General features: G+C 55.1%; 16 protein-coding genes. 9 read left to right on the plus strand and 7 right to left on the minus strand.

What is annotated here, in order from left to right; genetic code table 11:
- Positions 1–17: 17 nt before the first annotated feature.
- The gene (locus PAE68_RS01965) at positions 18–395 is read right to left on the minus strand and encodes a hypothetical protein (RefSeq protein WP_281883552.1); all 378 of its coding nucleotides are present in this window, start codon (positions 393–395) and stop codon (positions 18–20) included.
- Positions 396–1501: 1106 nt separating this feature from the next.
- Between PAE68_RS01965 and PAE68_RS01970 the strand changes: the two genes are divergently transcribed.
- Positions 1502–3065 (plus strand): IS3 family transposase gene (locus PAE68_RS01970; RefSeq protein WP_397378005.1). Its coding sequence is split into 2 segments (ribosomal slippage): positions 1502–1965 and positions 1964–3065, totalling 1566 coding nucleotides; the frame shifts between segments, so codons are not numbered across the junction.
- A 941-nt stretch (positions 3066–4006) separates the two neighbouring features.
- On the opposite strand, the gene PAE68_RS01975 is transcribed toward PAE68_RS01970, so the two are convergent.
- Entirely contained in the window at positions 4007–4489 is a 483-nt protein-coding gene (locus PAE68_RS01975) for a transposase (RefSeq protein WP_281883554.1), read from the minus strand.
- A gap of 54 nt (positions 4490–4543) precedes the next feature.
- On the opposite strand from PAE68_RS01975, the gene PAE68_RS01980 reads away from it, so the two are divergent.
- The 6 genes from PAE68_RS01980 to PAE68_RS02005 all read left to right on the plus strand — a co-directional run bounded on the left by PAE68_RS01980 (position 4544) and on the right by PAE68_RS02005 (position 11872).
- Complete coding sequence (locus PAE68_RS01980; RefSeq protein WP_281883556.1) at positions 4544–4966, plus strand: DUF1641 domain-containing protein; 423 nt, start codon at positions 4544–4546, stop codon at positions 4964–4966.
- Between the two features lie 33 nt (positions 4967–4999).
- Positions 5000–6181 (plus strand): NAD(P)/FAD-dependent oxidoreductase, encoded by a 1182-nt coding sequence (locus PAE68_RS01985; protein ID WP_281883558.1) that lies wholly within the window; start codon positions 5000–5002, stop codon positions 6179–6181.
- Between the two features lie 279 nt (positions 6182–6460).
- Entirely contained in the window at positions 6461–8383 is a 1923-nt protein-coding gene (locus tag PAE68_RS01990) for an ABC transporter ATP-binding protein (protein WP_281883560.1), read from the plus strand.
- 9 nt (positions 8384–8392) lie between these two features.
- Positions 8393–10483, plus strand: a complete 2091-nt coding sequence (locus tag PAE68_RS01995) for an ABC transporter ATP-binding protein (RefSeq protein ID WP_281890856.1) — start codon at positions 8393–8395, stop codon at positions 10481–10483.
- A gap of 300 nt (positions 10484–10783) precedes the next feature.
- Positions 10784–11158, plus strand: coding sequence for a DUF4363 family protein (locus tag PAE68_RS02000; protein WP_281883562.1), 375 nt, complete (start codon positions 10784–10786; stop codon positions 11156–11158).
- Between the two features lie 12 nt (positions 11159–11170).
- Positions 11171–11872 (plus strand): DUF421 domain-containing protein, encoded by a 702-nt coding sequence (locus PAE68_RS02005; RefSeq protein ID WP_281883564.1) that lies wholly within the window; start codon positions 11171–11173, stop codon positions 11870–11872.
- 153 nt (positions 11873–12025) lie between these two features.
- Here the strand turns inward: PAE68_RS02005 and PAE68_RS02010 are convergent, their stop codons facing one another.
- On the minus strand, positions 12026–12298 hold the full coding sequence (locus tag PAE68_RS02010; RefSeq protein ID WP_281883566.1) for a hypothetical protein: 273 nt from the start codon (positions 12296–12298) through the stop codon (positions 12026–12028).
- A 128-nt stretch (positions 12299–12426) separates the two neighbouring features.
- On the opposite strand from PAE68_RS02010, the gene PAE68_RS02015 reads away from it, so the two are divergent.
- Positions 12427–13875, plus strand: a complete 1449-nt coding sequence (locus PAE68_RS02015) for an HD-GYP domain-containing protein (RefSeq protein WP_281883568.1) — start codon at positions 12427–12429, stop codon at positions 13873–13875.
- Between the two features lie 244 nt (positions 13876–14119).
- Here the strand turns inward: PAE68_RS02015 and PAE68_RS02020 are convergent, their stop codons facing one another.
- The 4 genes from PAE68_RS02020 to PAE68_RS02035 all read right to left on the minus strand — a co-directional run bounded on the left by PAE68_RS02020 (position 14120) and on the right by PAE68_RS02035 (position 18750).
- The gene (locus PAE68_RS02020) at positions 14120–15127 is read right to left on the minus strand and encodes a FecCD family ABC transporter permease (protein WP_281883570.1); all 1008 of its coding nucleotides are present in this window, start codon (positions 15125–15127) and stop codon (positions 14120–14122) included.
- Positions 15124–16131 carry a FecCD family ABC transporter permease gene (locus PAE68_RS02025; protein WP_281883572.1) on the minus strand — a complete coding sequence of 336 codons (1008 nt, stop codon included), beginning with the start codon at positions 16129–16131 and terminating at the stop codon, positions 15124–15126. The genes PAE68_RS02020 and PAE68_RS02025 overlap by 4 nt, the downstream gene beginning before the upstream one ends.
- Before the next feature lie 15 nt (positions 16132–16146).
- Positions 16147–17091, minus strand: a complete 945-nt coding sequence (locus PAE68_RS02030) for an iron-hydroxamate ABC transporter substrate-binding protein (RefSeq protein ID WP_281890858.1) — start codon at positions 17089–17091, stop codon at positions 16147–16149.
- A 363-nt stretch (positions 17092–17454) separates the two neighbouring features.
- Entirely contained in the window at positions 17455–18750 is a 1296-nt protein-coding gene (locus PAE68_RS02035) for an MFS transporter (protein ID WP_281883574.1), read from the minus strand.
- Positions 18751–19002: 252 nt separating this feature from the next.
- On the opposite strand from PAE68_RS02035, the gene pflB reads away from it, so the two are divergent.
- A complete protein-coding gene (gene pflB / locus PAE68_RS02040; protein WP_281883576.1) occupies positions 19003–21273 on the plus strand; it encodes a formate C-acetyltransferase in 2271 nt (756 codons plus the stop codon).
- Positions 21274–21285 lie beyond the last annotated feature (12 nt).

Raw genomic sequence — 21285 nt, forward strand, 5'->3', positions numbered from 1 at the left:
CTCCTTTTCCTCTTGGATTAGTTCGAAGCCGAACCAGAACCAATAACCCCATAATAATTAGGGCCAGCTGGATCAAGCCAGATGTAATACTGTGCATTGCTAACGTTATGAACCCATGACTTGCTAGAATTACCTGTCAAGTATTCATGTGTAATACGCGGGTCAACGCCAGTTGTATCTTGAAAAAGTTCCACATAAAGGGCATTGTCTGAATTAGGATTGTTATACCCGGCTAAGTTAACATCACCATTCATGCTATAAGTGCTACCCTTGGCAAATGTATCATAGTAATTAATTGATGCAGAACTAACATTACCAGTGCCCGCAAAAACAAAAGAATTACCAATGAGTGCAATTGCCATAAAAGCAGCAGGCAAGATTTTCTTCATTCGCATATATATTTCACCTCCTTTCATGATTATAAGCTTCTCGGAACTCGCATTCCGTTGCAGACTCTGGCATTTTTGCTAGAGTCTTTTATTGTTTCACCCCCAAAAAGAGGGAGGAACAAACTTTCCTCTTGACAAATTCATATCAACCTAACAAATCCCGAATGGAAGCCGCGTTTTTTCTTCAGGAGCACTTTGCCATCGTATCTTTGGGATTACACCTATTGATCTTTCGGGTACCGATGCGCGAACGAAGAACCAGTATTCCTCCAAGACCAACGTCGCCCTCGAGACCCTGCTGATCTGCTTCTCAGTTTGCTCATCATGCATAAGCTCCACATTACCAACATTGACGACTGGGTCAAGTAGCTTCGCATCACGCCCGTGTATGCTATTCTGAGCGGATTTTTACTAGAACCCACTCCTGGGCGTTGGTACCCTCTATGACATCTTCAAGAGCCTGTGGCTCTCCTATTGCGCTCACCTTACGAGTCGTCACAAACGCAAACTGAGAAAGCCTAAGAAGCAAGGAAAGAAGAAGGACTATGGGACGAAGGCTCACGACCTGTTGCAATCCCTGTTTCAGACACTGTTCGTTCAGCCTTCAGCCGACCGTGGACTCCTCGGAGACAAGTCTGCTCTCAGCGTAACTGAAGTTGGCTCGCCCGTGGTAACAGGCGGTAGAGCCTATGGCAAGTTCCTTTGTGACTGTCGCAAGCAGAGGGATTGGAAATGCTCCTGCTTGCGCCAATTCCCTGATCCTGATGCCAACTACGGCTGCGACAGCTACAGAGAAAAGTATTAATATGGCCGCACTCTCTACATGCTCTGTGCTTCGGACAGTGCTCAAAGCTTGCCTTTGTACCCGCGGCTGTTTCGAGTCAGTCAGCATGACTCGGTTTCCTAGATTTGTGCTTACCGCGAGATTGTTTCCTCGGATACGTCGCAGCAGCAAGGTTGGCGAACTAGGTACAAGCTTCGCACTGGCGTTGAACGCTGCATTAAGCGCCAAAAAGTTGTCTACAAGCTAGAGGTATCCCCCTGTGTCACAATAGTTGTCGTACCCCTCGATAAAAAGTATAGTAGAACCAGAGAGGCAGAGGTGACGGACGATGGCTAGATACAGTGAGGAATTGAAACGCAACATACAACTACGAATGATCCCCCCGCATAATGAATCTGTGAGTCAGATTGCAAGAGACAGCGGCCTGTCCGAAGGGACGCTGTACAAGTGGCAAAAAGAAGCCCGAGCGAACGGCGCTGTCGTTCCAGGTGGCGGAGCAGAGCCCGAGAAATGGAGTAGTCGGGATAAGTTTTCGATTGTGCTGGAAACCGCTACGTTGAGCGAAGTCGAACTGGCCGAATACTGTCGTGCCAAAGGACTCTACGCAGAACAGATTGAAGCTTGGCGGGATGCTTGTATGCAAGCCAATGGTGGACTCGCCCAACAGGCATCCCAGCTGCAAAAAGAACTCCGAACTAAAGAGCGAGAAATGAAGACGCTCACTCGGGAGTTAAAACGAAAGGAAGCTGCTCTAGCCGAAACGGCAGCGCTTCTCGTGCTGCGAAAAAGGCACAGTCGATCTGGGGGGACCAAGAGGACGCATGATCAGTGCCTCAGATCGACGAATGGCCATGGAACTGATCCAAGAAGCAGTAGATGCTGGAGCCAAAGAAGAGGCGGCATGCCAAGAGATCGGATTAACGCAGCGGACCTTGCAGCGGTGGCGCAAAGAGGGCGCACCGCAAGAGGATCAACGGCCGCATGCGGTAAGGCCTGCCCCATCCCACAAGCTAAGTGAAGTGGAACGACAACAGATTATCGAGGTCGTGAATCAGCCGGCATACAAGAGCCTTCCACCTAGCCAAATCGTACCACGACTGGCTGATGAGGGTGTCTACATGGCGTCCGAATCGACATTCTATCGCGTAATGCATGCTCATGGACAGCAGCACCATCGAGGTCGCAGTAAGAAGCCTGTTTCGAAGCCGTTAACGAGCCATTGTGCTGTGGCGGCCAACCAAGTGTGGATGTGGGACATCACCTGGCTGCCTGGTCCTGTGAAGGGTTTATTCTACTACCTCTATCTCATCCTGGATCTATTCAGCCGAAAAATCGTAGGCTGGGAGGTATGGAATGAAGAATCCGCGGAGCATGCGAGCACATTGGTTCGTCGAACGGTCCTGAGCGAACAGTGTGTTGTGCGCAAGGAGCCGCTGGTCCTGCATTCGGATAACGGGAGTCCGATGAAGGGTGCCACTCTACTTGAAACGTTATACAGCCTAGGAATCACGCCCTCCAAAAGCAGGCCGCGTGTCAGCAACGATAACCCTTACGCCGAGTCGGTGTTTCGCACCTGCAAATACCGCCCCAGCTACCCGTTACATGGATTTAAGTCGACGACAGAAGCCCGTGAATGGGTACGGAAGTTCGTCCATTGGTATAACACTGAGCATCACCACAGCGGGCTTAATTTCCTGACCCCTAACCAAAGGCATAAGGGACTTGCTGAACAGATTTTTGAGAAGAGAAAGCGAGTGTACGAACAAGCTAGACAGGACAACCCAAGGCGGTGGTCCGGGAAGATAAGGAACTGGAGTCTAGACGAACGAGTGTATCTTAATCCCGAGAAAGTCCAGCACTCCATAGCTACAACAACGGCGACACAAGCCTGATTGACTCTATTTAATTTTCAAAGATTCACGACAACTATATTGACAAACACCGGTATCCCGTGGACGCAGTTCAAGGCATTGGACGACGCGAGTGTATTTCATCGACATGTGCCAACACGCTGATACATGGTTTGAGGAATCGAAGAAGGCAGGAATCCCCCCATTGCTAAGCGGTTAGGTTGCGAAGCAAAGATAGCTCCATATTTTTTTGAAAGCCTGGTCTTCAGGTTCTTTAGGATGCACATTCCCGATAACACTTTGAAACAAAGCATATCCCCGCCAAAACATCAGTGTTTGCTCGATTTCGGCTCAGAGCGTACCAGCTAATTCCAAACCTCTATATTTAGTGAATCCCGCGTCAGGTTACTTTTACACAAACTTTACACTTGTCTAATAACCCATTATCTAGGTTTTTATATATATTTTATAGCATATACCTTATTTGTAATTAAATAGAACAAATTAACTAATTTTAAATTCATTTGGTTTCCTATGTCGATTTTTCTGTATCAGCATCAGTAGCGTTGCATAAACGGTGATACGGGCATTCGTCAAAATTCTTTGAAATTAAGTTTCGGTGGTCAAGAGCTAAAACTTACGAGGGTCTCTCTCTGTCAGATAGCCACAGTGTTCATTTGGTCTAAAGTTGCATTTTAAGTTGGATATGTTAGTCTACTCTGCCGTAACGACTAACGTTTGCTTTTTCTGTAGTCCCTTTGACGTTCCACTGAGTGCTCAATTCAAAGCGGCGATGCGCTTTTCTCAAGGCTTCCATAGAAGCGTCTTGAGCGAATCCATCAGTTCCGTTAGCGTCCTGTCAGTGGAGAGCTCGAGTTTTATCAAGAGCAGCAAGCAATAAGCGATCAGGCAAATCCGGATTAGATTCATGACGGCATTCTCATCTTCTCTGTAAAACGAGTGCACTTCAAATTCTGTTTCACCTATCGGAAGAAGATCTCGATTTGCCAGCGGCTGCGGTACATCTCGCCAATCTCTTCGGCTGTAAGGTCAAAGCGGTTTGTAATGATGCGAATCGGGTTTCCATGACTGTCGATCGGTTCAATCATGCGCAACGCATTTTTTATTTGCTTTTTGCCTTTTCCCAGGATGACTTTGACGTCGCGATTAGTCTTCGTACCCTCGGACTTAGGCAACTTGTAGACTTCCTCGATGACCGCGTTATCTTTGAGACGCGACACGAAACGGATTCCGCGTTCGCAGTAATCATCATACTTGCGGTCATTGCTGACGGCTCCGCTGGTACTACTCCTAAAACTCGCCAAAACACGAACGTTCGAAAAATGTTCACATTTGTAGAAAAATGTCTGAACAACGTGTGCGTGGAGGCGAGTATAATAGAGTTCATTGTAGGGCACCGAATGCGGGGCCTGCTGTTTTGTTCGCGCTTGTGAAATTTGTAACACACATGTTCATTCATTATTTATTCATTCATATACAGTGAGGGAGGACGTTTACTTATGTCTCAATCAACGCAAACGCTCGCGAGGGAGTCATCGCTTGATGTACTCGATCAGCTGATGAAGCCGGAGGTTCAGGAGTCGCTGACAATACTTGTCGAGAACTTGCCGAAGCTCGCGGAGATGGTTACGCTGCTGACCAAAACGTACGATGTGGTGAACAGTCTGGCGACAGACGAAGTGTTCATCGAGGATATTAAGGGCGGCATTGAGGAAGTGGCGATGCCGATCGTCGAGGGCGTGAAGAGCGTAGCGGCGACGGCGATCGAAGCTAGCGACCGCGCACAAGCGGAGACGGCAACGGTCGGCTTGTTCGGCCTGCTGAAGATGCTGCGTGATCCGCAGATGCAGAAGATGTTCCGCTTCGCGCAGGCGTTCCTTGAAGTGTCCGCAGAGCGTCAGAACCAAAATAAACAAGCCTAATCGGCTGTCCATATAAGAACGGAGGATATGAGCATGTCTAAGCACATTTTGATTTTGGGCGGAGGCTACGGCGGCTTGCTGAGCGCCTTGACCGCTCGTAAATATTTGTCGGCGGAGGAAGCGACGATTACGGTTGTGAATCGTGTTCCGTTCCACCAGATCGTTACCGAGCTGCACCGTCTTGCGGTCGGCAATCTGAAGGAGCAGGCAGTCGCGCTCCCTCTTGAGAAGCTGCTTCGCGGCAAAGATATCGATCTTCGCATCGATACGGTTGAGCGCATCGGCCTTGACGAGAAGAAGGTGCTGCTGAAGAGCGGCATTACGTACGATTACGATATGCTCGTCGTCGCGCTCGGCAGCGAGACAGCATTCTTCGGCATTCCGGGTCTTGCGGAGAACAGCTTCACGCTGAAGTCCGTCGAGGACGCGAATAAGATTCGCGCACACGTCGAAGCTCGCATCGTGGAATATGCGAAGACGAAGAACAAGGCAGATGCGACGTTCGTCGTAGGCGGTGGCGGCTTGACCGGCATCGAGCTCGTCGGCGAGCTGGCTGACATGCTGCCAGGTCTGTGCCGCAAGAACGGCGTAGACTTCAACGACGTATCGCTCTACACGGTCGAGGCGGGTCCTTCGATTCTGCTCGGCTTCCCGGCTGAGCACATCGAGCGCGCGCAGACGAGCCTTGAGAAGCGCGGCGTGAAGTTCCTGACAGGTGTTGCGATTACGGAAATGACCGAGACGACAGTATCTCTCAAGGACGGCAGCACGATCGAGACGAATACACTCGTCTGGACAGGCGGCGTTCAGGGTAATGCACTCGTCGCGAATTGCGGTATCGAGGTAAATCGCGGTCGTGCGACCGTTACCGAGTTCCTGCAATCCACATCCCACTCCGATGTGTATGTCGCTGGCGACAGCGCGGTAGTCATGATGCCAGAGGGCGGTCGTCCGTACCCGCCGACAGCACAGCTTGCTTGGCAGATGGGTGAGACGATCGGCTACAACATGTTCGCACAGCTGAAGGGCGCTCCGATGCAGTCGTTCGCACCGGTATTCTCCGGTACGCTCGCGAGCCTCGGTCGTAAGGATGGCATCGCGACAATCGGCGCGAACCAGACTCGCCTGAAGGGTCTTCCGGCTTCGCTGATGAAGGAAGCGAGCAACGTTCGCTACCTGTCACACATTAACGGACTGTTCGCACTCGCGTACTAATTTCATCAATAGCTCCTATATATGCAGGGCTTGTTCACTCCTAAGAGCGGACAAGCCCTGTTTGGCTATAATGAAACTCCCCGCGTTTCATACGTTGACAGCCCCTAAGGAGCGTGTTACGGTAAACTATACCGAAGCATCTTCACCTCATTCGAGGCTTGCCAGAACAGAACCCGAGCGAGCTCGGAGCCTGTTCGTTCACTCCAGTGCGGAGTGCTTTTTTTTGCCCATGTACCGATTCAGAACCTACTGTCGGAGACGAACGAGAGGAGAGAATATATGTTCGCTGTGTTGCGTAAGATGAGCTGGTACTTCAAGCTCGAATGGAGACGGTACGCGATCGCCATCGCGATGCTGTTCCTCGTAGGGTGGATGGAGATCGTACCGCCGATGCTCGTCGGACAGTCGATCGATGCGATCGCCATTGGCTCGTTCAGCTGGGAGAAGATCTGGCACACCTTGCTGCTGCTCGCCGTCATTACGATCGTGTCCTATGCGGGCAACTACGTCTGGGGTCGCCAAATATTCGGCGGCTCGTTCGTCGTCGAGCGGCTGCTGCGCCGCCGCTTCATGGGCCATCTGTTGAAGATGACCCCAACCTTCTACGAGCGCAATCGGACCGGTGATCTAATGGCCCGTGCGACGAACGATCTGCAGGCGATCGGCACGACGGCCGGCTTCGGCATGGTGACGCTGCTCGATTCGACGCTGTGGATGGCGATGATACTCGCGACGATGACGATCATGATCAGCTGGAAGCTGACGCTCGTCTCGATCTTGCCGTTGCCGATTATGGCCGTGCTCGTCAGCCTGTATGGCAACTGGATACATAAGCGGTTCATGGCGGCGCAGGATGCGTTCGGCGATATGAACGAGGGGGTGCTCGAGACGGTATCCGGTATTCGCGTCATTCGCGCCTACAAGCAGGAGCGAGCAGCCGAGCAGCGGTTCGCGGATGTGACGCAGGACGTGCTGGATAAAAATCTCGCCGTCGTCCGCGTCGAAGCGCTGTTCGAGCCGACGATTAAGATCATGGTCGGAGCCAGCTACCTGCTCGGTCTCGGCTACGGCGCCTACCTCGTCTACCTGAACGAGCTGACCATCGGCGACCTCGTCGCCTTCAACGTCTACCTCGGTATGCTCATCTGGCCGATGTTCGCGATCGGCGAGCTGATCAACATTATGCAGCGGGGCAACGCCTCGATCGATCGGGTGAACGAGACGCTCAGCTATGAGCCGGATGTGCCGGAGGTGCCTAGTGTGCGTGATGTGCCGAATGTACCGAATGTACCGAATGTACCGGACATTGTGAACCCGAGCCGTGGGGCTGCTTCGTCCGCAGTACAGAGCCCGCAAGGCCGCCAAGGGGAGCACGAAGCTCATGTACAACAGGAAGTGACAGTGAGGAAGTCCGCTGCCGCTCAGCCGCAGCTGCGCCCAGAGCGGATCGAATTCCGCCATGTGACGTTCCGCTACCCGACCTCAGCGGTCGACAACCTGATTGACGTATCGTTCACCGTAGAGGCCGGGCAGACGCTCGGACTCGTCGGACGTACGGGCAGCGGCAAGTCGACGATGCTTCGCCAGCTGCTGCGGGAATATCCGCCTGGTGACGGCTCGATTCTCATCTCGGGTATACCACTTACGGCCATCGATACGGATACGCTCAAGTCGTGGTACGGCTACGTGCCGCAGACGCACTTCCTATTCTCGCGCACCATCCACCGCAACCTCATGTTCGCACACGAAGAGGCGACGGAGGCGGAGCTGCAGGAGGCGGTCGAAGCGTCCGCGCTGCGCAAGGATCTGGACTTCCTGCCGGAAGGACTGGAGACGCTCGTCGGGGAGAAGGGCGTGGCGCTGTCCGGCGGTCAGAAGCAGCGCGTCGCGATCGCTCGTGCGCTGCTCGGCAATCCTCAGATTCTGATGCTCGACGATTCATTATCGGCGGTGGACGCCCGTACGGAGGCGGAGATCATTGCGAACCTTCGCCGTGCGCGGCAAGGCAAGACGACGATCATTGCGACGCACCGGCTGTCTGCCGTTCAGCATGCCGATCTCATTCTCGTGCTGGATGAGGGCCGAATAATCGAGCGGGGTACGCACGAGCAGCTAATGGAGCTGGGGGGCTGGTACTGCGAGCAATATATTCACCAGCAGGCGGCAGCGTCTGCGACGCAAGCGGAAGGCGGTGAACAGTAGCATATGTCTATGGATTGGGACAATGACGACCTTGAGCTCGACCAGACGGAGCCGGTCAGCAAGGCGAAGACGATCAAGCGGCTGCTCGGCTACGCGCTGCAATTCAAGACGCAGCTCGTGCTGGCGCTCCTGATGCTTACAGTCGCGGTCGGTACGGACCTTGCTGGTCCGCTCGTGGCGAAGCGAATGATCGATGTGCATATATCCGGCATCGAGAAGCCTTGGTTCGAGACGGCCGAGGAGGGGCCTTACACGGCTGCTTATAGCGGCAAGCTGTATAAGCGGGACGATCACTTCGGCGAAGGTGAGGCTCGCGGGGCCGAGGTCCGGGTGCTGCAGGCGGGCACCGGGTATTACTTCATCCCTCAGCCGATTGCGCTAGAGGGCGAGCGGACATGGAGTGAGACGGACCGCTCGCTCACGATTAAGAGAGGCGATCAGTCCGCGAGCTATCCGGCGGCGGAGCTGAGCCGCGAGGAGCTGTTCCGCTTCTTCCGTCCGGAGCTTGGCGGTCTCTTGCAGCTGTGCTGGTTCTACTTCGGCCTGCTCATCATCTCGGCGGGCTTCACCTATGCGCAGCGCTATTACTTGCAGGCGTCGGCGAATCGGGTCATCCGCCGCATGCGGACCGATGTGTTCGGTCAGATGAATCGGCTGCCGATCCGTTATTTCGACAACCTGCCAGCGGGGAAGGTCGTCTCGCGGATCACGAACGACACGGAGTCGATTCGCGAGCTGTATGTGACGGTGCTGGCGAACTTTTTTACCGGGACGATTCACATTATTGGGATATTCATTGCCTTATTCCTGCTCGATGCGAAGCTGGGGGCCATCTGTCTGTTCATCGTGCCGGTGCTCGTGATCTGGATCTACGTGTACGGGCGCGTCGCGAAGCGCTACAATCGGGTCATTCGCTCGACAGTCAGCGAAATTAACGGCACGGTGAATGAGTCGATTCAAGGGATGCCGGTCATTCAGGCGTTCCGCAAGGAGAAGCGCATCGCCGAGGAGTTCGAGGTGGCCAATACGAGGCTGTACACGTTCCAGAACAAGCTGCTCAGCCTGAACTCGCTGACTGGCTGGAATCTGCTCAGCGTCGTCCGGAACATGGCGCTCGTCGCCTTGATCTGGTATTTCGGTGGAATGTCCAATACGGGACCTGTAGGCGCGATCTCGCTCGGAGTGCTGTACGCCTTCGTCGATTACTTGAACCGCTTGTTCACGCCGATCGTGAACATCGTCAACCAGCTGCCGAACCTCGAGACGGCACTCGTCTCGGCGGAGCGCGTATTCAAGCTGCTCGATGAAGAAGGCGAGGACGTCTCGGACGAGAGCATGGCCAGATACCGCGGACATGTGAAATTCGACAACGTATGGTTCTCTTATAAGGAAGGAGAGCCCGTGCTGAAGGGCATTACGCTGGAGGCGAAGCCGGGCGAGACGGTCGCGCTCGTCGGTCATACCGGCTCGGGCAAGAGCTCGATCCTGAACCTGCTGTTCCGCTTCTACGAGCCGGACAGCGGCTCGATTACGATCGACGGTCGCGACACGGGCAGCATGCCGCGTCAGGCGATGCGCGAGCATATGGGCATCGTGCTGCAGGACCCGTTCCTGTTCAGCGGCACGATCGCCTCGAACGTATCGCTCGATGACCCGGCGGTGACGCGCGAGCGGGTGGAGCAAGCGCTAGCGGACGTCGGCGGCGATCGGCTCCTGAAGCAGCTGCCGCGCGGCCTCGATGAGCCGGTCATCGAGAAGGGCAGCACGCTGTCGGCCGGACAGCGGCAGCTCATCTCGTTCGCCCGGGCGCTGGCGTTCGACCCGGCCATCCTCATCCTCGATGAGGCGACCTCGAACATCGACACGGAGACCGAGTCGCTCATCCAGGAGGCGCTCGAGGTCGTGAAGCAGGGGCGCACGACCTTCGTCATTGCGCATCGTCTGTCGACGGTGAAGAAGGCCGACCAGATTCTCGTCCTCGACCGCGGCCGCATCGTCGAGCGCGGCGACCACGAGTCGTTGCTGCAGCTCGGCGGACGCTATTACCAGCTGTACAAGATGCAGCAGGGCGAGACGGTGCAGCCTGCTGCTGTCACCTAAGCGTCGATCCTGTAGCCAGCATACATTGCCTATATGCACGCCTGCGCCTTCCGTCTACGCGACGGGAGGCGTTTTTTTGTCCACTGACGGAGAATGGTGGACCGACCACCACGGAGCGCAACACGCGCATCAGATTCGCGAACGTTGGACATGCGGCTTAGCTTCCTGGGCCACGCTCGATACACCCGATGCACTCGATGCACTCCACGCATAAAGCATGCCGCATTCTGCCAAACTAAAGATTGCCATTCAGAGGCTCGACAGGAGCTGGCAGCCAAGCAGAAGCGAGGTGGGGTACAGATGCGCAATTCCTTCATCACCGGCATGCTCGTCGGAATCGTGCTGCTGTTCTTCATCGGTTACTTTACCGCGGTTAACATCGCCATGAAGTCAGGTAAGGGAACGGAGCAGCAGCTGCACCACATCATGCAGGCGGCCCGGGAGGAGCGCTGGCAGGAGGCGCAAGTCTATGTGAAGCAGGCGCTGGGCAACTGGAACGGGCTGCAATATTTGCTGATGCTCAACTTTTCTTCAGAGGATTATGATGAATTCGAGGAGAAGCTGCATGCGCTGGAGCAGGCGGTGGAGCTGCAGGATAAGCGAGAGACGCTGATGACAGGCGGGGCGGCGCTGTATCACTGGAATAAGATGGTCCGTATTATACCGGGTCCGTAGGAGGGTTGCGCTATGCTGGAGCTGGCGATGTACGGCTTACGCTGCATTGTCATGCTGCTCATCACATGGGCGGCTATACGGCTGCTAGGTAAAAAGACGATCGCCCAGATGAGCGCCTTCGAGCTCGCAGGCCTCATGCTGCTGACGACGGTAGCGGCGCAGCCGCTGGTCGTCAAGGTGGCCTCGAAGGCGGCGGTCGGCGTGCTGAGCATCGGGGTGTTCGTCATGCTGATAGGCTACTTGTCGCTCAACCGCTTCTTCTACAACCTCGATGCGAAGCCCGAGCTTATTATTGTGAACGGAGACATCGACCATCGGGCGCTACGCAAAAACCAGATCAACCTCCCCTTCTTCCTCTCCATGCTGAGGGAAAAAGGCTACGGCTGCGTCTCCGACATCGAATACGCGATTCTGGAGCCGAACGGAACGCTGTCGGTCTTCCCTAAGGCCACGAAGCGTCCGGTCACAACAGCCGACCTCGAGCTGCAGCCGTCGAAGACGTGCCTCGCGCTTGCGCTGATCATCGACGGTGTCGTGCAGCAGCAGCAGCTGGACTCGGTCGGCTTGACCGAGCAATGGCTCGAGCAGCAATGCCAGCGCATCGGCGTGCAGCGGCTCGACGATATATTCCTAGCAGAGCTGATGGGGGACGGGCGGCTGCATGTGTCGGTCTATCAGACGAACGTGCCGGAGAGCTCGATTCAGCTTCAGTAGACGAGCTGGAGTAGCCGACCGCGGCCACGGTCGCAAGCAGCAGCGCCACATACACCGAGACATAGCGTGCCTTCGAGGTCAGTCAGAGGAGGCAACTGGCGACGATTAACCATCGTTCAGCAGGGCTGGGGAGGCCGGGAGCCGGGCCGTCAGTCAGCTAAGCCCATCCCCCAGCGCCTGCTCCTGTACGGCGAACGGGAAGGCCGTATCGCACTGCGGACAGTAGCCGTAATGCACGCATTGCTGCTGCTCCATGTCGGCGTAGCCGTTCGTCAGCTTCAGGTCGTCCATCGATCGATAGGGAGAATACGGTCCGTAATAATCGCTTAGCTTCCCCTGATCCAGCGCAGATCCTTGGCAGCTCGGGCATGAGGCAGACACGCTTTCCATACCGTTGCAGACGCTGCATAGAGTCGGGTACGTCATGATGAACACCTCCGCGTTTAGCATGCCCAATCACATCGTTTTACCTAGGCTAATCTGTATTCTCTGTGATAAGATAGAGGTAATAATGTACAACACTACCACTATTGCGGATAAAGGGGAACACAACGATGAGGCTTCGCCGCCTGGCCGCCACAGCGGCTGCTATACTTCTGCCCTATGGGGGCTATGAATGGCTGCGGAACCAACCGGAGCTCGATCTCTATGTTGAAATGCCGCACGGACATTTTTATGTGGTGACGGCCGTTTCGTTCCTGGCGCTGCTGATTGCCGTCGTTGTCGGCATCGTAGGAAGCCGGTTGCGCAATCTGCAGGTGTGCTTCTTGTCACTGGCCTTCATTTCCATGGCTGAGGTGTTCATGGTTCATGGACTGTCGACGCCGAATTTGATCTTGCATGCGACCCACTTGCCGGGGGTAGCTTCCCAGATGAGCGTTCTGCTAGCTTCCTTATGGCTGTGGCTGTCTGCGCTGTCCTCGAATCATCCGATCGTTCGTTACATATCCGGCTTCCAGCAGAAGCTGACGATCGGCTGGACCTTAGCTCTGGCCGTCGCTGGCGTATATTTCATGCTGCATCCGCACGCCGTAGATTTCATTCCGCTGACGGTGCGTCCGCTGAATTATTCTTTGGTCATGTTGACCGTTTTATTTAACTTATGGGCGATTTACCGCTATTATCGGTCTTATTTATATTCCAGATTTCCGCTGCAGCTTGCGATCATCTTGAGCTCAGGCTGGCTGATTGTGGCGCAATTCATCATCATTACCGGACAGTCGTGGCGTTTGAGCTGGTGGTCGTATCATTTTCTACTGCTAGGCTCTATGCTGGTGATGATTGCAGGTCTCATTCGTCAATATACAGCGAAGCGTTCATTCACGGCCGCACTCAGGGCGCTGTTCATTACAGATCCGGTAGAGCGTATTACGAGCAACATCTCACCCAGCATTCAGGCGCTCATGGCGGCTACGGAGCAGAAGGACATGTACACCGCCGGTCATAACTTTCGTGTGACCCGGTACGCGTTGATGCTGGCAGAGGAGCTGCAGCTCGGTCCGGCCCAGCTGCGGGCGCTAGCTCAAGGGACCATTATTCATGACGTTGGCAAAATCAGAACACCAGACTCCATCCTCAACAAGCCCGGTATGCTCACACCTGAGGAACGGAGAATCATCGAGCTTCATCCGATTCATGGCTTCGATATGTGCAAGGGTCTCGGCTTCATGAAGGAGGAGCTCGAAATTATTCGATACCACCATGAGTGCTGGGATGGGACAGGCTATCCCGATCAGCTGAAGGGGGAGTCGATTCCACTCATGGCGCGAATCGTAGCTGTTGCCGACGTGTACGATGCGCTGACCTCGGAGCGCGCATATCGGGCCGCCATGCCTCATGCGGAAGCAATGAGCTTCATTGCGGCGCGCAGCGGCAGCCAGTTCGATCCTGTATGTGTGAAGGCGTGGGTGCGCCTGTGCGAGCGTCAACCGCTCGGGACGGAGGACAGCATGAGAGCCGCATGCAACGAAGCGGCAGCGACTGTTTCTTCAGCCGCAACTTAAGCTAGGTTATCGGAACGTGGAACCACCTAACGAAGCAGCCCCTGCAAGCTTGTCGTGTGACGAGCTAGTAGGGGCTGCTTCGTTGCGATGTGCGATTGCTGGCGGAATCGTACGAATGATGACAGTGCAAGACGTGGACATTGTCGAAAAAACGCTCCACGTGGAACAATTTGATACTTCTTGTACCTCTTGCAGCTACCATGTCACAGGTGTGCCAGCAGCTACATGCGTACCCGAGTACTCGCTACCGCTTGCTCAACAAGTAGATGAAGTACGGTGCGCCGATCAGTGCGACGACGACGCCAGCGGGCAAGCCGCTCGGGTCGGCGACATTACGTCCGATCGTATCCGCCGCCAGCAGCAGGAAGCCTCCGACCAGCAGGGCGGACGGAATCAAATATTGATGACGCGGACCGATAAGCCCTCGGGCGATATGCGGCGCCATGAGACCGACGAAGGCGATGCCTCCGGTTACGGAGACGGCAGCAGCAGCTAGCGCGACAGCGGTCAGCAGCAGCACGATGCGCTCCTTCTCCAGCGATACGCCGACTCCGGCGGCTGTAGGCTCGTTAAGGCTTAGTAGATTGAGTACACGCGCCTTATACAGAGCGTAAGGAACTAGCAGCACGAGCCAAGGCGCGATAGCAGCGATGTAGGGCCAATCTGCCCCCCAGACGGAGCCTGCGAGCCACTTCGCTACGAATTCCACCTTCTCCCGCTCGGCAGCCGAGATCATGATGATCATCAGACCGGAGAGAGCGAGCGACAGCCCCACCCCCATGAGCACCATACGACCCGGCTCCAGTCCCGAATGCTTCGTGCGTGCGAGCGCGTATAACAGTCCGGCCGTTAATACGGCTCCGAGGAAGGCGACAGCAGGGAGCACGATGGCAAAGGAAGCCGCATCGATCGGCGCGAGCATAAAGAACACCGCAACCGCAACGCCCGCCCCGCTGTTGATGCCCATCATACCAGGGTCTGCGAGGTCATTGCGCGTGACCCCTTGGAGGATAACCCCCGATAACGCGAGAGCCATGCCCGCCAGCAGCGTAATGAGCATGCGCGGAAGACGGACAGAGAATAGCACGAATTCCTCCTTGAACGTGCCATAGCCGAACAGTGTCGGCAGCAGGCGATTGTACGACAAGGAAGCTTGGCCAAGCCCGGCTCCGATCACAAGTGTACCTATAATTAATAGTATAAAGGAAGCGATGAAGAGTGCTTGCTTCCGTGAGGCGGCAGCGGTCATCATGCGGAGGAACGCCCTCCTTTGCGTAGAATGAGCAGGAAGAACGGAATGCCCATCACAGCCGCAATCGCGGCAACCGGAGTCTCATACGGCGCGTTCAACGTTCGCCCCAGCGTATCGGCTAGCAGCATCAGACTCGCGCCGAGCAAGGCGGACATCGGCAGAATGCGTCGGTAATCCGTCCCGGCTAGCCGTCGTGCGAGATGCGGCACGATGAGCCCGATGAAGGCTAGATTGCCAACTAGCGCGACAGACGCGCCTGCCAGGATGAGCACGCTCAGGAACAGCAGCGCCTTGATCCGGATGACGGACTGACCAAGGGAGGCCGCCACCTGCTCGCTGAGGCTCAGGACGGTGAGCTGCCGGGCGAGCAGCATCGCCCCCAGCATCGCTCCGACGATGAATGGCAATATCGTGAACAGATGCGTCCAGGTCGTGCCGACAAGTCCGCCTGCAGTCCACATGGAGATATCCTTCGATATACGGAAGAGCAAGCCGATTCCGTCGGTCAGCGCATACAGGAATGCCGATACCGCCGCCCCTGCAAGCACGATGCGAAGCGGTGAGAAGCCTCCGCGCTTCACGGCTCCGAGCCCGAACACGAGCAGTACAGCTGCGGCGGCGCCAAGGAAGCAAGCAGTCATGATGCCCAGCGAGCCGACGCTCGGTGCGAAGGCAAGCGTGACCGCCAGCGCCGTATTCGCTCCTGCCGTCAGCCCGAGCAGCCCCGGATCGGCGAGTGGATTGCGCGTGACCCCTTGCATAATGGCGCCCGCAACGGCGAGCGCAGAGCCGACGAGCAGTGCGGCCACCTCACGAGGGAGGCGAATTTCTCGTATAACGGTCAGCTTGTCGCCCGTCTCCAAGGTCGTCAAGGCGAGCCACACCTCCCGCGCGGTCACATCGGCTGCTCCCGCCAGCATGGCGATGCTGAACATCGCGAGCATGACGAGCGCACTGGCGGTTAGGGTGAGGTTGAATGGCAGCGAAGAAGGTAGATGCTTCATAGTCACGATACCTGCTTACTTGCCGAGCAGGCTCTTCTTGAACACCTCAAGCTGATACTCAAGCGTCAACGGATCGTTGTAATAGAACTCCTTGGCATTGACCTCGAATACGCGGTTGTTTTTCACGGCAGGGATGTTCTTGTACGTATCGGTCGATTGGAACGAGTGGTCGGCATCTGGCGCCTTGCTGAAGAACACATAGTCGCCAGCATACTCAGCCAGCACCTCAGGCGACAGGGCGTAGTAGCCGCTCTTCAGAGCCGTTTCCTTCACCTTCTCCGGCATGCTCAGCTTCATTTCCTGGTACAAAATTTCTGTGCCGCGTCCCCAATTATCGCCGAAGACATACAGCTGCTTCTCGAAGCTCTCGATGACTGAGACGGTCGCATCTTGTCCGATCTTCGCCTTAATCTCAGCACCGGCTGCTTGAGCGCGCTTCTTGAAGTCGTCGATCCACGCCTGTGCTTCCTTCTCCTTGTTCAGCAGCTTGCCGAGCTCCAGATGCTGCGTCAAGTAGTCGACCTTGCCGTACGTGTACGTGACGGTCGGGGCGAGCGCCTTCAGCTTGTCCAGATTTTTCGCGGTGCTCGGTGCAACGATCAGATCCGGGTTCAGCTCGATGATCTTCTCAAGACTTTCCTCCGATACTTCCGCTGCGCTGCCGATGTACGGGGTATATCTCGGATTGCTCTTCGACCAAGAGTCGACGCCGACGATCGGTACGTTCAGCGCCATGATGCTGCCTGACAGGAACGCCGACAGGACGACGACGCGCTTCGGCTCAGCGGGCACCTCGATCGGTCCAGTCTCAGACTGGTATGTAAGCTTCGCAGCTGTAGTCGGCTCTGGGGCAGGCGCGGTATTCGCTTCCCCGCTCTGGCCTGCAGGAGCACCTGCGCTGCTGCAAGCGCTAACGGCCCATAGTAGCATGAGGACGAGCAGCAAAGGCAGCTTGTTCATTCGATTACGGTACATCATTCATCTCTCCCTTGATGTCTGTATAGACGTATACGCCTTGTCGATAATGAGAATCAATATCATTAAATAATATAAAAACATGCGTGCTCTTTGTCAACCGTTTTTTGGTTAAGTGCGGGAAATCGCTGTCAGGGGCGTGCTTGGATATAAAAAGGCTACTCTTCAGGTTTAACCCGAAGAATAGCCAGTGCGTGCCGTAGCCCTTGAATTGAAGTGGCGCAGCGATTAAGGAGTGAGGATCTAGAGCTTACTGTGAGGTTGCAGATACACAGAGCGCAAGCATCATGCATTCTTGATGTTGAGCTACGGAAGCTATAAGAAAAATACAGAACAGGCTCGAAAAACTTAGCAAGATACCTTTGCATTTTTTCGCGAGTAGCAGTACCAGCATACGAGCAGTGAGATCGCGTAGTAGACGATAAAGATGTACAGCGCGACGTGCGCGGAGCCAGTCGAATCGATCGACCAGCCGAAAATCTTCGGAATGAAAAACGCTCCATATGCACCTATGGCAGCGGACAAGCCGAGTACAGCTCCAGACTGCTTCGCCTCGAAGAGAAAAGGAATCATTCGGAACGTTGAGCCGTTCGACAGCCCGGTGCAGGCGAACACGATCAGGAACATGACCAGGAAGCCGGTAAAGCTTGCGTTGTTCAGGAAGTATACAATGCCTGCAGTTGCCGTTGTCATGACGAGCACAACCCAGAACGTAACCTTTGCGCCGCTGTTGACTTTATCGGAGATCCAGCCACCAAGCGGACGAAGGGAAGCACCGATAAGGGGTCCAAGAAATGCCAGTTGAATGCCATTGATATCAGGAAATTCTGACTTGATAAGCAGAGGGAATGCCGCGGAGTATCCGATGAAGGAGCCGAAGCACATCGTGTAGAGCCATGTCATGATCCAGGTATGCTTATTCTTCAGCACGACCAGCTGTTCACGAACGCTTTGCTTCGTGTTAGGCAGGTTGTCCATACCGAACCATGCGAGAAGAACTGCGATTATAATAGGAATAACCCATATGAAGGCAGCGTTCTGAATGAATACCTCAGAGCCGCTCTTGGTTACCTGTGGGCCGCCGGTCATCATACCGATGAAGCTTACTCCAATAATAAGCGGTGTGACGAATTGCACGACGGAGACGCCCAGATTGCCTACGCCGACGTTAATGCCATTGGCCGTACCTTTAGCCTTCTTGGGAAAGAAAGGGTTGATATTGGCCGTTGAGGAGGATAGATTTCCTCCACCCAGTCCGCACAGCGCGGCCAGAGTCGCCATCATCAAGAAGGGCGTGTCCGGGCTTTGAACAGCGATCCCAATGCCGATTGCAGGGATCAGCAGCACGGCAGTAGAGATGACCGTCCAGTTTTTTCCACCTACAATACCTGGCATGAATGTATAGACCAGGCGCAGTGTTGCACCGGTCAAGCCAGGGAGCGCGGCAAGGGTGAAGAGCTCACCCTTCGACAGGTTGAAGCCTATATCATTCAAGCGAACAGCGACTACAGACCAAATTTGCCATACGATAAAGGCCAGAATGAGTGAGATGACGGAGATCAGCAAGTTTTTATTCGCGATCCGCTTGCCTTCCTTAGCCCAGAATGCCGGTTCCTCCGGACTCCATGTGACGATTTTTGCCATAGTAGATAACCCTCCCCAAAGCATGTGATTTGATGAGCTCAGTGTAGCAAGGAGGACTTGTGCTTACTGTAATCTGGATCACAGCGCAGAACGCTTATTGCGTGAGGCAGCAAGTGCGGCTCCGCTAGGAGAAGAGGCCGTACCATCATTACCGTTTCGCCACAGCCGATGTGATGCAGCTCACTTACAGGGGGGGCAGGGAGTGATACGATATGGCCATAAACGTGAAATCACGATGGAGGTGCTGTAACGATGTCGATGAAGGAAGCGGAAGCGAAACGAGTAGCAGTAGAGGCTCCGGCTTGGAGAGAATTCCGACCAGGCACTTGGCAGCAGGAAATTAACGTTAAAGATTTTATCGATCACAACATAACGCCTTATTATGGAGACGATACGTTCCTAGCTGGACCAACGAACGCGACGGTGCAGCTGTGGGGTCGCATCTGTGAGCTGATGGTGCAGGAGCGGGACAACGGCGGTGTGCTGGACGTGGATGTGAATGTCGTTTCAACGATTGTATCCCACGCCCCGGGCTACATTATGAAGGAGCAGGAGCAAATCGTCGGTCTGCAGACGGATGCTCCGCTGAAGCGCTCCGTTCAGCCATTCGGCGGGATCCGGATGGTGCAGGACGCTTGCGCAGCTTATGGCTACGAGCTACCGGAGGATATCGTTAGGCTGTTTACGGACATTCGCAAGACGCACAATCAGGGCGTGTTTGATGCGTATACGACGGCAATGAAGACCGCTCGCAAGGCAGGCATTATTACAGGTCTGCCAGATGCCTACGGGCGAGGACGCATTATCGGGGATTATCGCCGTGTTGCGCTGTACGGAGTGGATCGACTGCTCGAGGATAAGAAGAAGGAGCTGCTGAAGCTCGAAGCCGAGCCGATGCTCGAGGAGGTCATTCGCGACCGAGAGGAAATCTCGGAGCAAATACTTGCCCTGCGTCAGCTGAAGCAGATGGCGGCCTCGTATGGCTACGATATCTCTGAGCCGGCGAGGAATGCGAAGGAAGCAGTGCAATGGCTGTACTTCGCATATCTTGCGGCGATTAAGGAGCAGAATGGCGCTGCGATGAGCTTAGGGCGCGTGTCGTCATTTCTGGATATCTATATCGAGCGTGATCTGCGGGAGGGCATGCTGACGGAAGTGGAAGCTCAGGAGCTGATAGACCATTTCGTTATGAAGCTGCGTATTGTCAAGTTTCTACGCACGCCGGACTACAACGAGCTGTTCAGCGGCGACCCGACGTGGGTCACGGAATCGGTGGGCGGGATGGGTGAGAATGGGCAGACTCGAGTGACGAAGAGCTCGTTCCGTGTACTGCACACCCTGTACAATCTCGGTCCGGCGCCGGAGCCGAATCTGACCGTGCTCTGGTCCACAGAGCTGCCGCAGCGCTTCAAGAATTATTGCGCCAAGGTATCAATCGAGACGAGCTCGATTCAATATGAGAACGACGATCTTATGCGTCCATGCTTCGGTGACGATTACGGCATCGCCTGCTGCGTATCGGCGATGCGGATCGGCAAGCAGATGCAGTTCTTCGGTGCTCGTGCTAATCTGGCCAAGGCGCTGCTGTATGCGATCAACGGCGGCGTGGACGAGAAGCTCGGCATACAGGTTGGTCCGGTCTTGTCACCGCTTGCGGGCGAGGTGCTCGAATATAAGGAGGTTCGTGAGCGATTCGATCAGGTCATGGATTGGCTGGCGGAGCTGTACATGAACACGCTGAACGTTATTCACTTTATGCATGACAAGTACAGCTACGAGCGTCTGGAGATGGCGTTGCACGACCGCCAAATTATGCGAACGATGGCGTGTGGTATTGCGGGTCTGTCCGTTGTTGCCGACAGCTTGAGCGCGATCAAGCACGCGAAGGTAAAGCCGATCCGAGATGAGAATGGAATTGCGATTGATTTTGTAATCGAAGGCGAATACCCGGAGTACGGCAACAACGATGAGCGGGTTGATTCGATCGCTGTCGAGCTCACCCAGACGTTCATGAACAAGCTGCGCAAGCACAAGACGTACCGCAATGCAGTGCCAACAATGTCCGTGCTGACGATTACGTCTAATGTCGTATATGGCCAAAAAACGGGTACGACGCCGGACGGCCGTAAAGCCGGTGAGCCCTTTGCACCGGGCGCAAATCCGATGCATGGCCGGGACCGCAAGGGCGCACTCGCCTCGATGGCATCCGTTGCGAAAATTCCTTATGAATCATGCTTGGACGGAATCTCCAATACGTTCTCGATCGTGCCTAAGGCGCTCGGCAAGGAGCAACAGACCCGTGTGAGCAATCTCGTGTCCTTGCTCGACGGCTACGCGGCGAACACCGGCCACCACTTGAATATCAACGTGTTTGAGCGGGAGCAGCTGCTCGATGCGATGGAGCATCCCGAGAATTATCCGCAGCTCACGATCCGGGTATCGGGCTACGCGGTCAGCTTCATCAAGCTTACACGTGAGCAGCAGCTTGACGTCATTAACCGAACATTCCACGGGAACGTATAAGCAGACCAATAA

Source organism: Paenibacillus sp. YYML68, from assembly GCF_027923405.1.
Classification (GTDB): Bacteria; Bacillota; Bacilli; order Paenibacillales; family NBRC-103111; genus Paenibacillus_G.

Bases quoted from the DNA above. Each gene is read 5' to 3' on its own strand.
- PAE68_RS01990 (WP_281883560.1), top strand. From the start codon at position 6,461: ATGTTCGCTGTGTTGCGTAAGATGAGCTGGTACTTCAAGCTCGAATGG.
- PAE68_RS02025 (WP_281883572.1), bottom strand. From the start codon at position 16,131: ATGAAGCATCTACCTTCTTCGCTGCCATTCAACCTCACCCTAACCGCC.
- PAE68_RS02020 (WP_281883570.1), bottom strand. From the start codon at position 15,127: ATGATGACCGCTGCCGCCTCACGGAAGCAAGCACTCTTCATCGCTTCC.
- PAE68_RS02035 (WP_281883574.1), bottom strand. From the start codon at position 18,750: ATGGCAAAAATCGTCACATGGAGTCCGGAGGAACCGGCATTCTGGGCT.
- PAE68_RS02030 (WP_281890858.1), bottom strand. From the start codon at position 17,091: ATGAACAAGCTGCCTTTGCTGCTCGTCCTCATGCTACTATGGGCCGTT.
- PAE68_RS01995 (WP_281890856.1), top strand. From the start codon at position 8,393: ATGGATTGGGACAATGACGACCTTGAGCTCGACCAGACGGAGCCGGTC.
- PAE68_RS02000 (WP_281883562.1), top strand. From the start codon at position 10,784: ATGCGCAATTCCTTCATCACCGGCATGCTCGTCGGAATCGTGCTGCTG.
- PAE68_RS01965 (WP_281883552.1), bottom strand. From the start codon at position 395: ATGCGAATGAAGAAAATCTTGCCTGCTGCTTTTATGGCAATTGCACTC.
- PAE68_RS02005 (WP_281883564.1), top strand. From the start codon at position 11,171: ATGCTGGAGCTGGCGATGTACGGCTTACGCTGCATTGTCATGCTGCTC.
- PAE68_RS01980 (WP_281883556.1), top strand. From the start codon at position 4,544: ATGTCTCAATCAACGCAAACGCTCGCGAGGGAGTCATCGCTTGATGTA.
- PAE68_RS02015 (WP_281883568.1), top strand. From the start codon at position 12,427: ATGAGGCTTCGCCGCCTGGCCGCCACAGCGGCTGCTATACTTCTGCCC.
- PAE68_RS02010 (WP_281883566.1), bottom strand. From the start codon at position 12,298: ATGACGTACCCGACTCTATGCAGCGTCTGCAACGGTATGGAAAGCGTG.
- PAE68_RS01985 (WP_281883558.1), top strand. From the start codon at position 5,000: ATGTCTAAGCACATTTTGATTTTGGGCGGAGGCTACGGCGGCTTGCTG.
- pflB (WP_281883576.1), top strand. From the start codon at position 19,003: ATGTCGATGAAGGAAGCGGAAGCGAAACGAGTAGCAGTAGAGGCTCCG.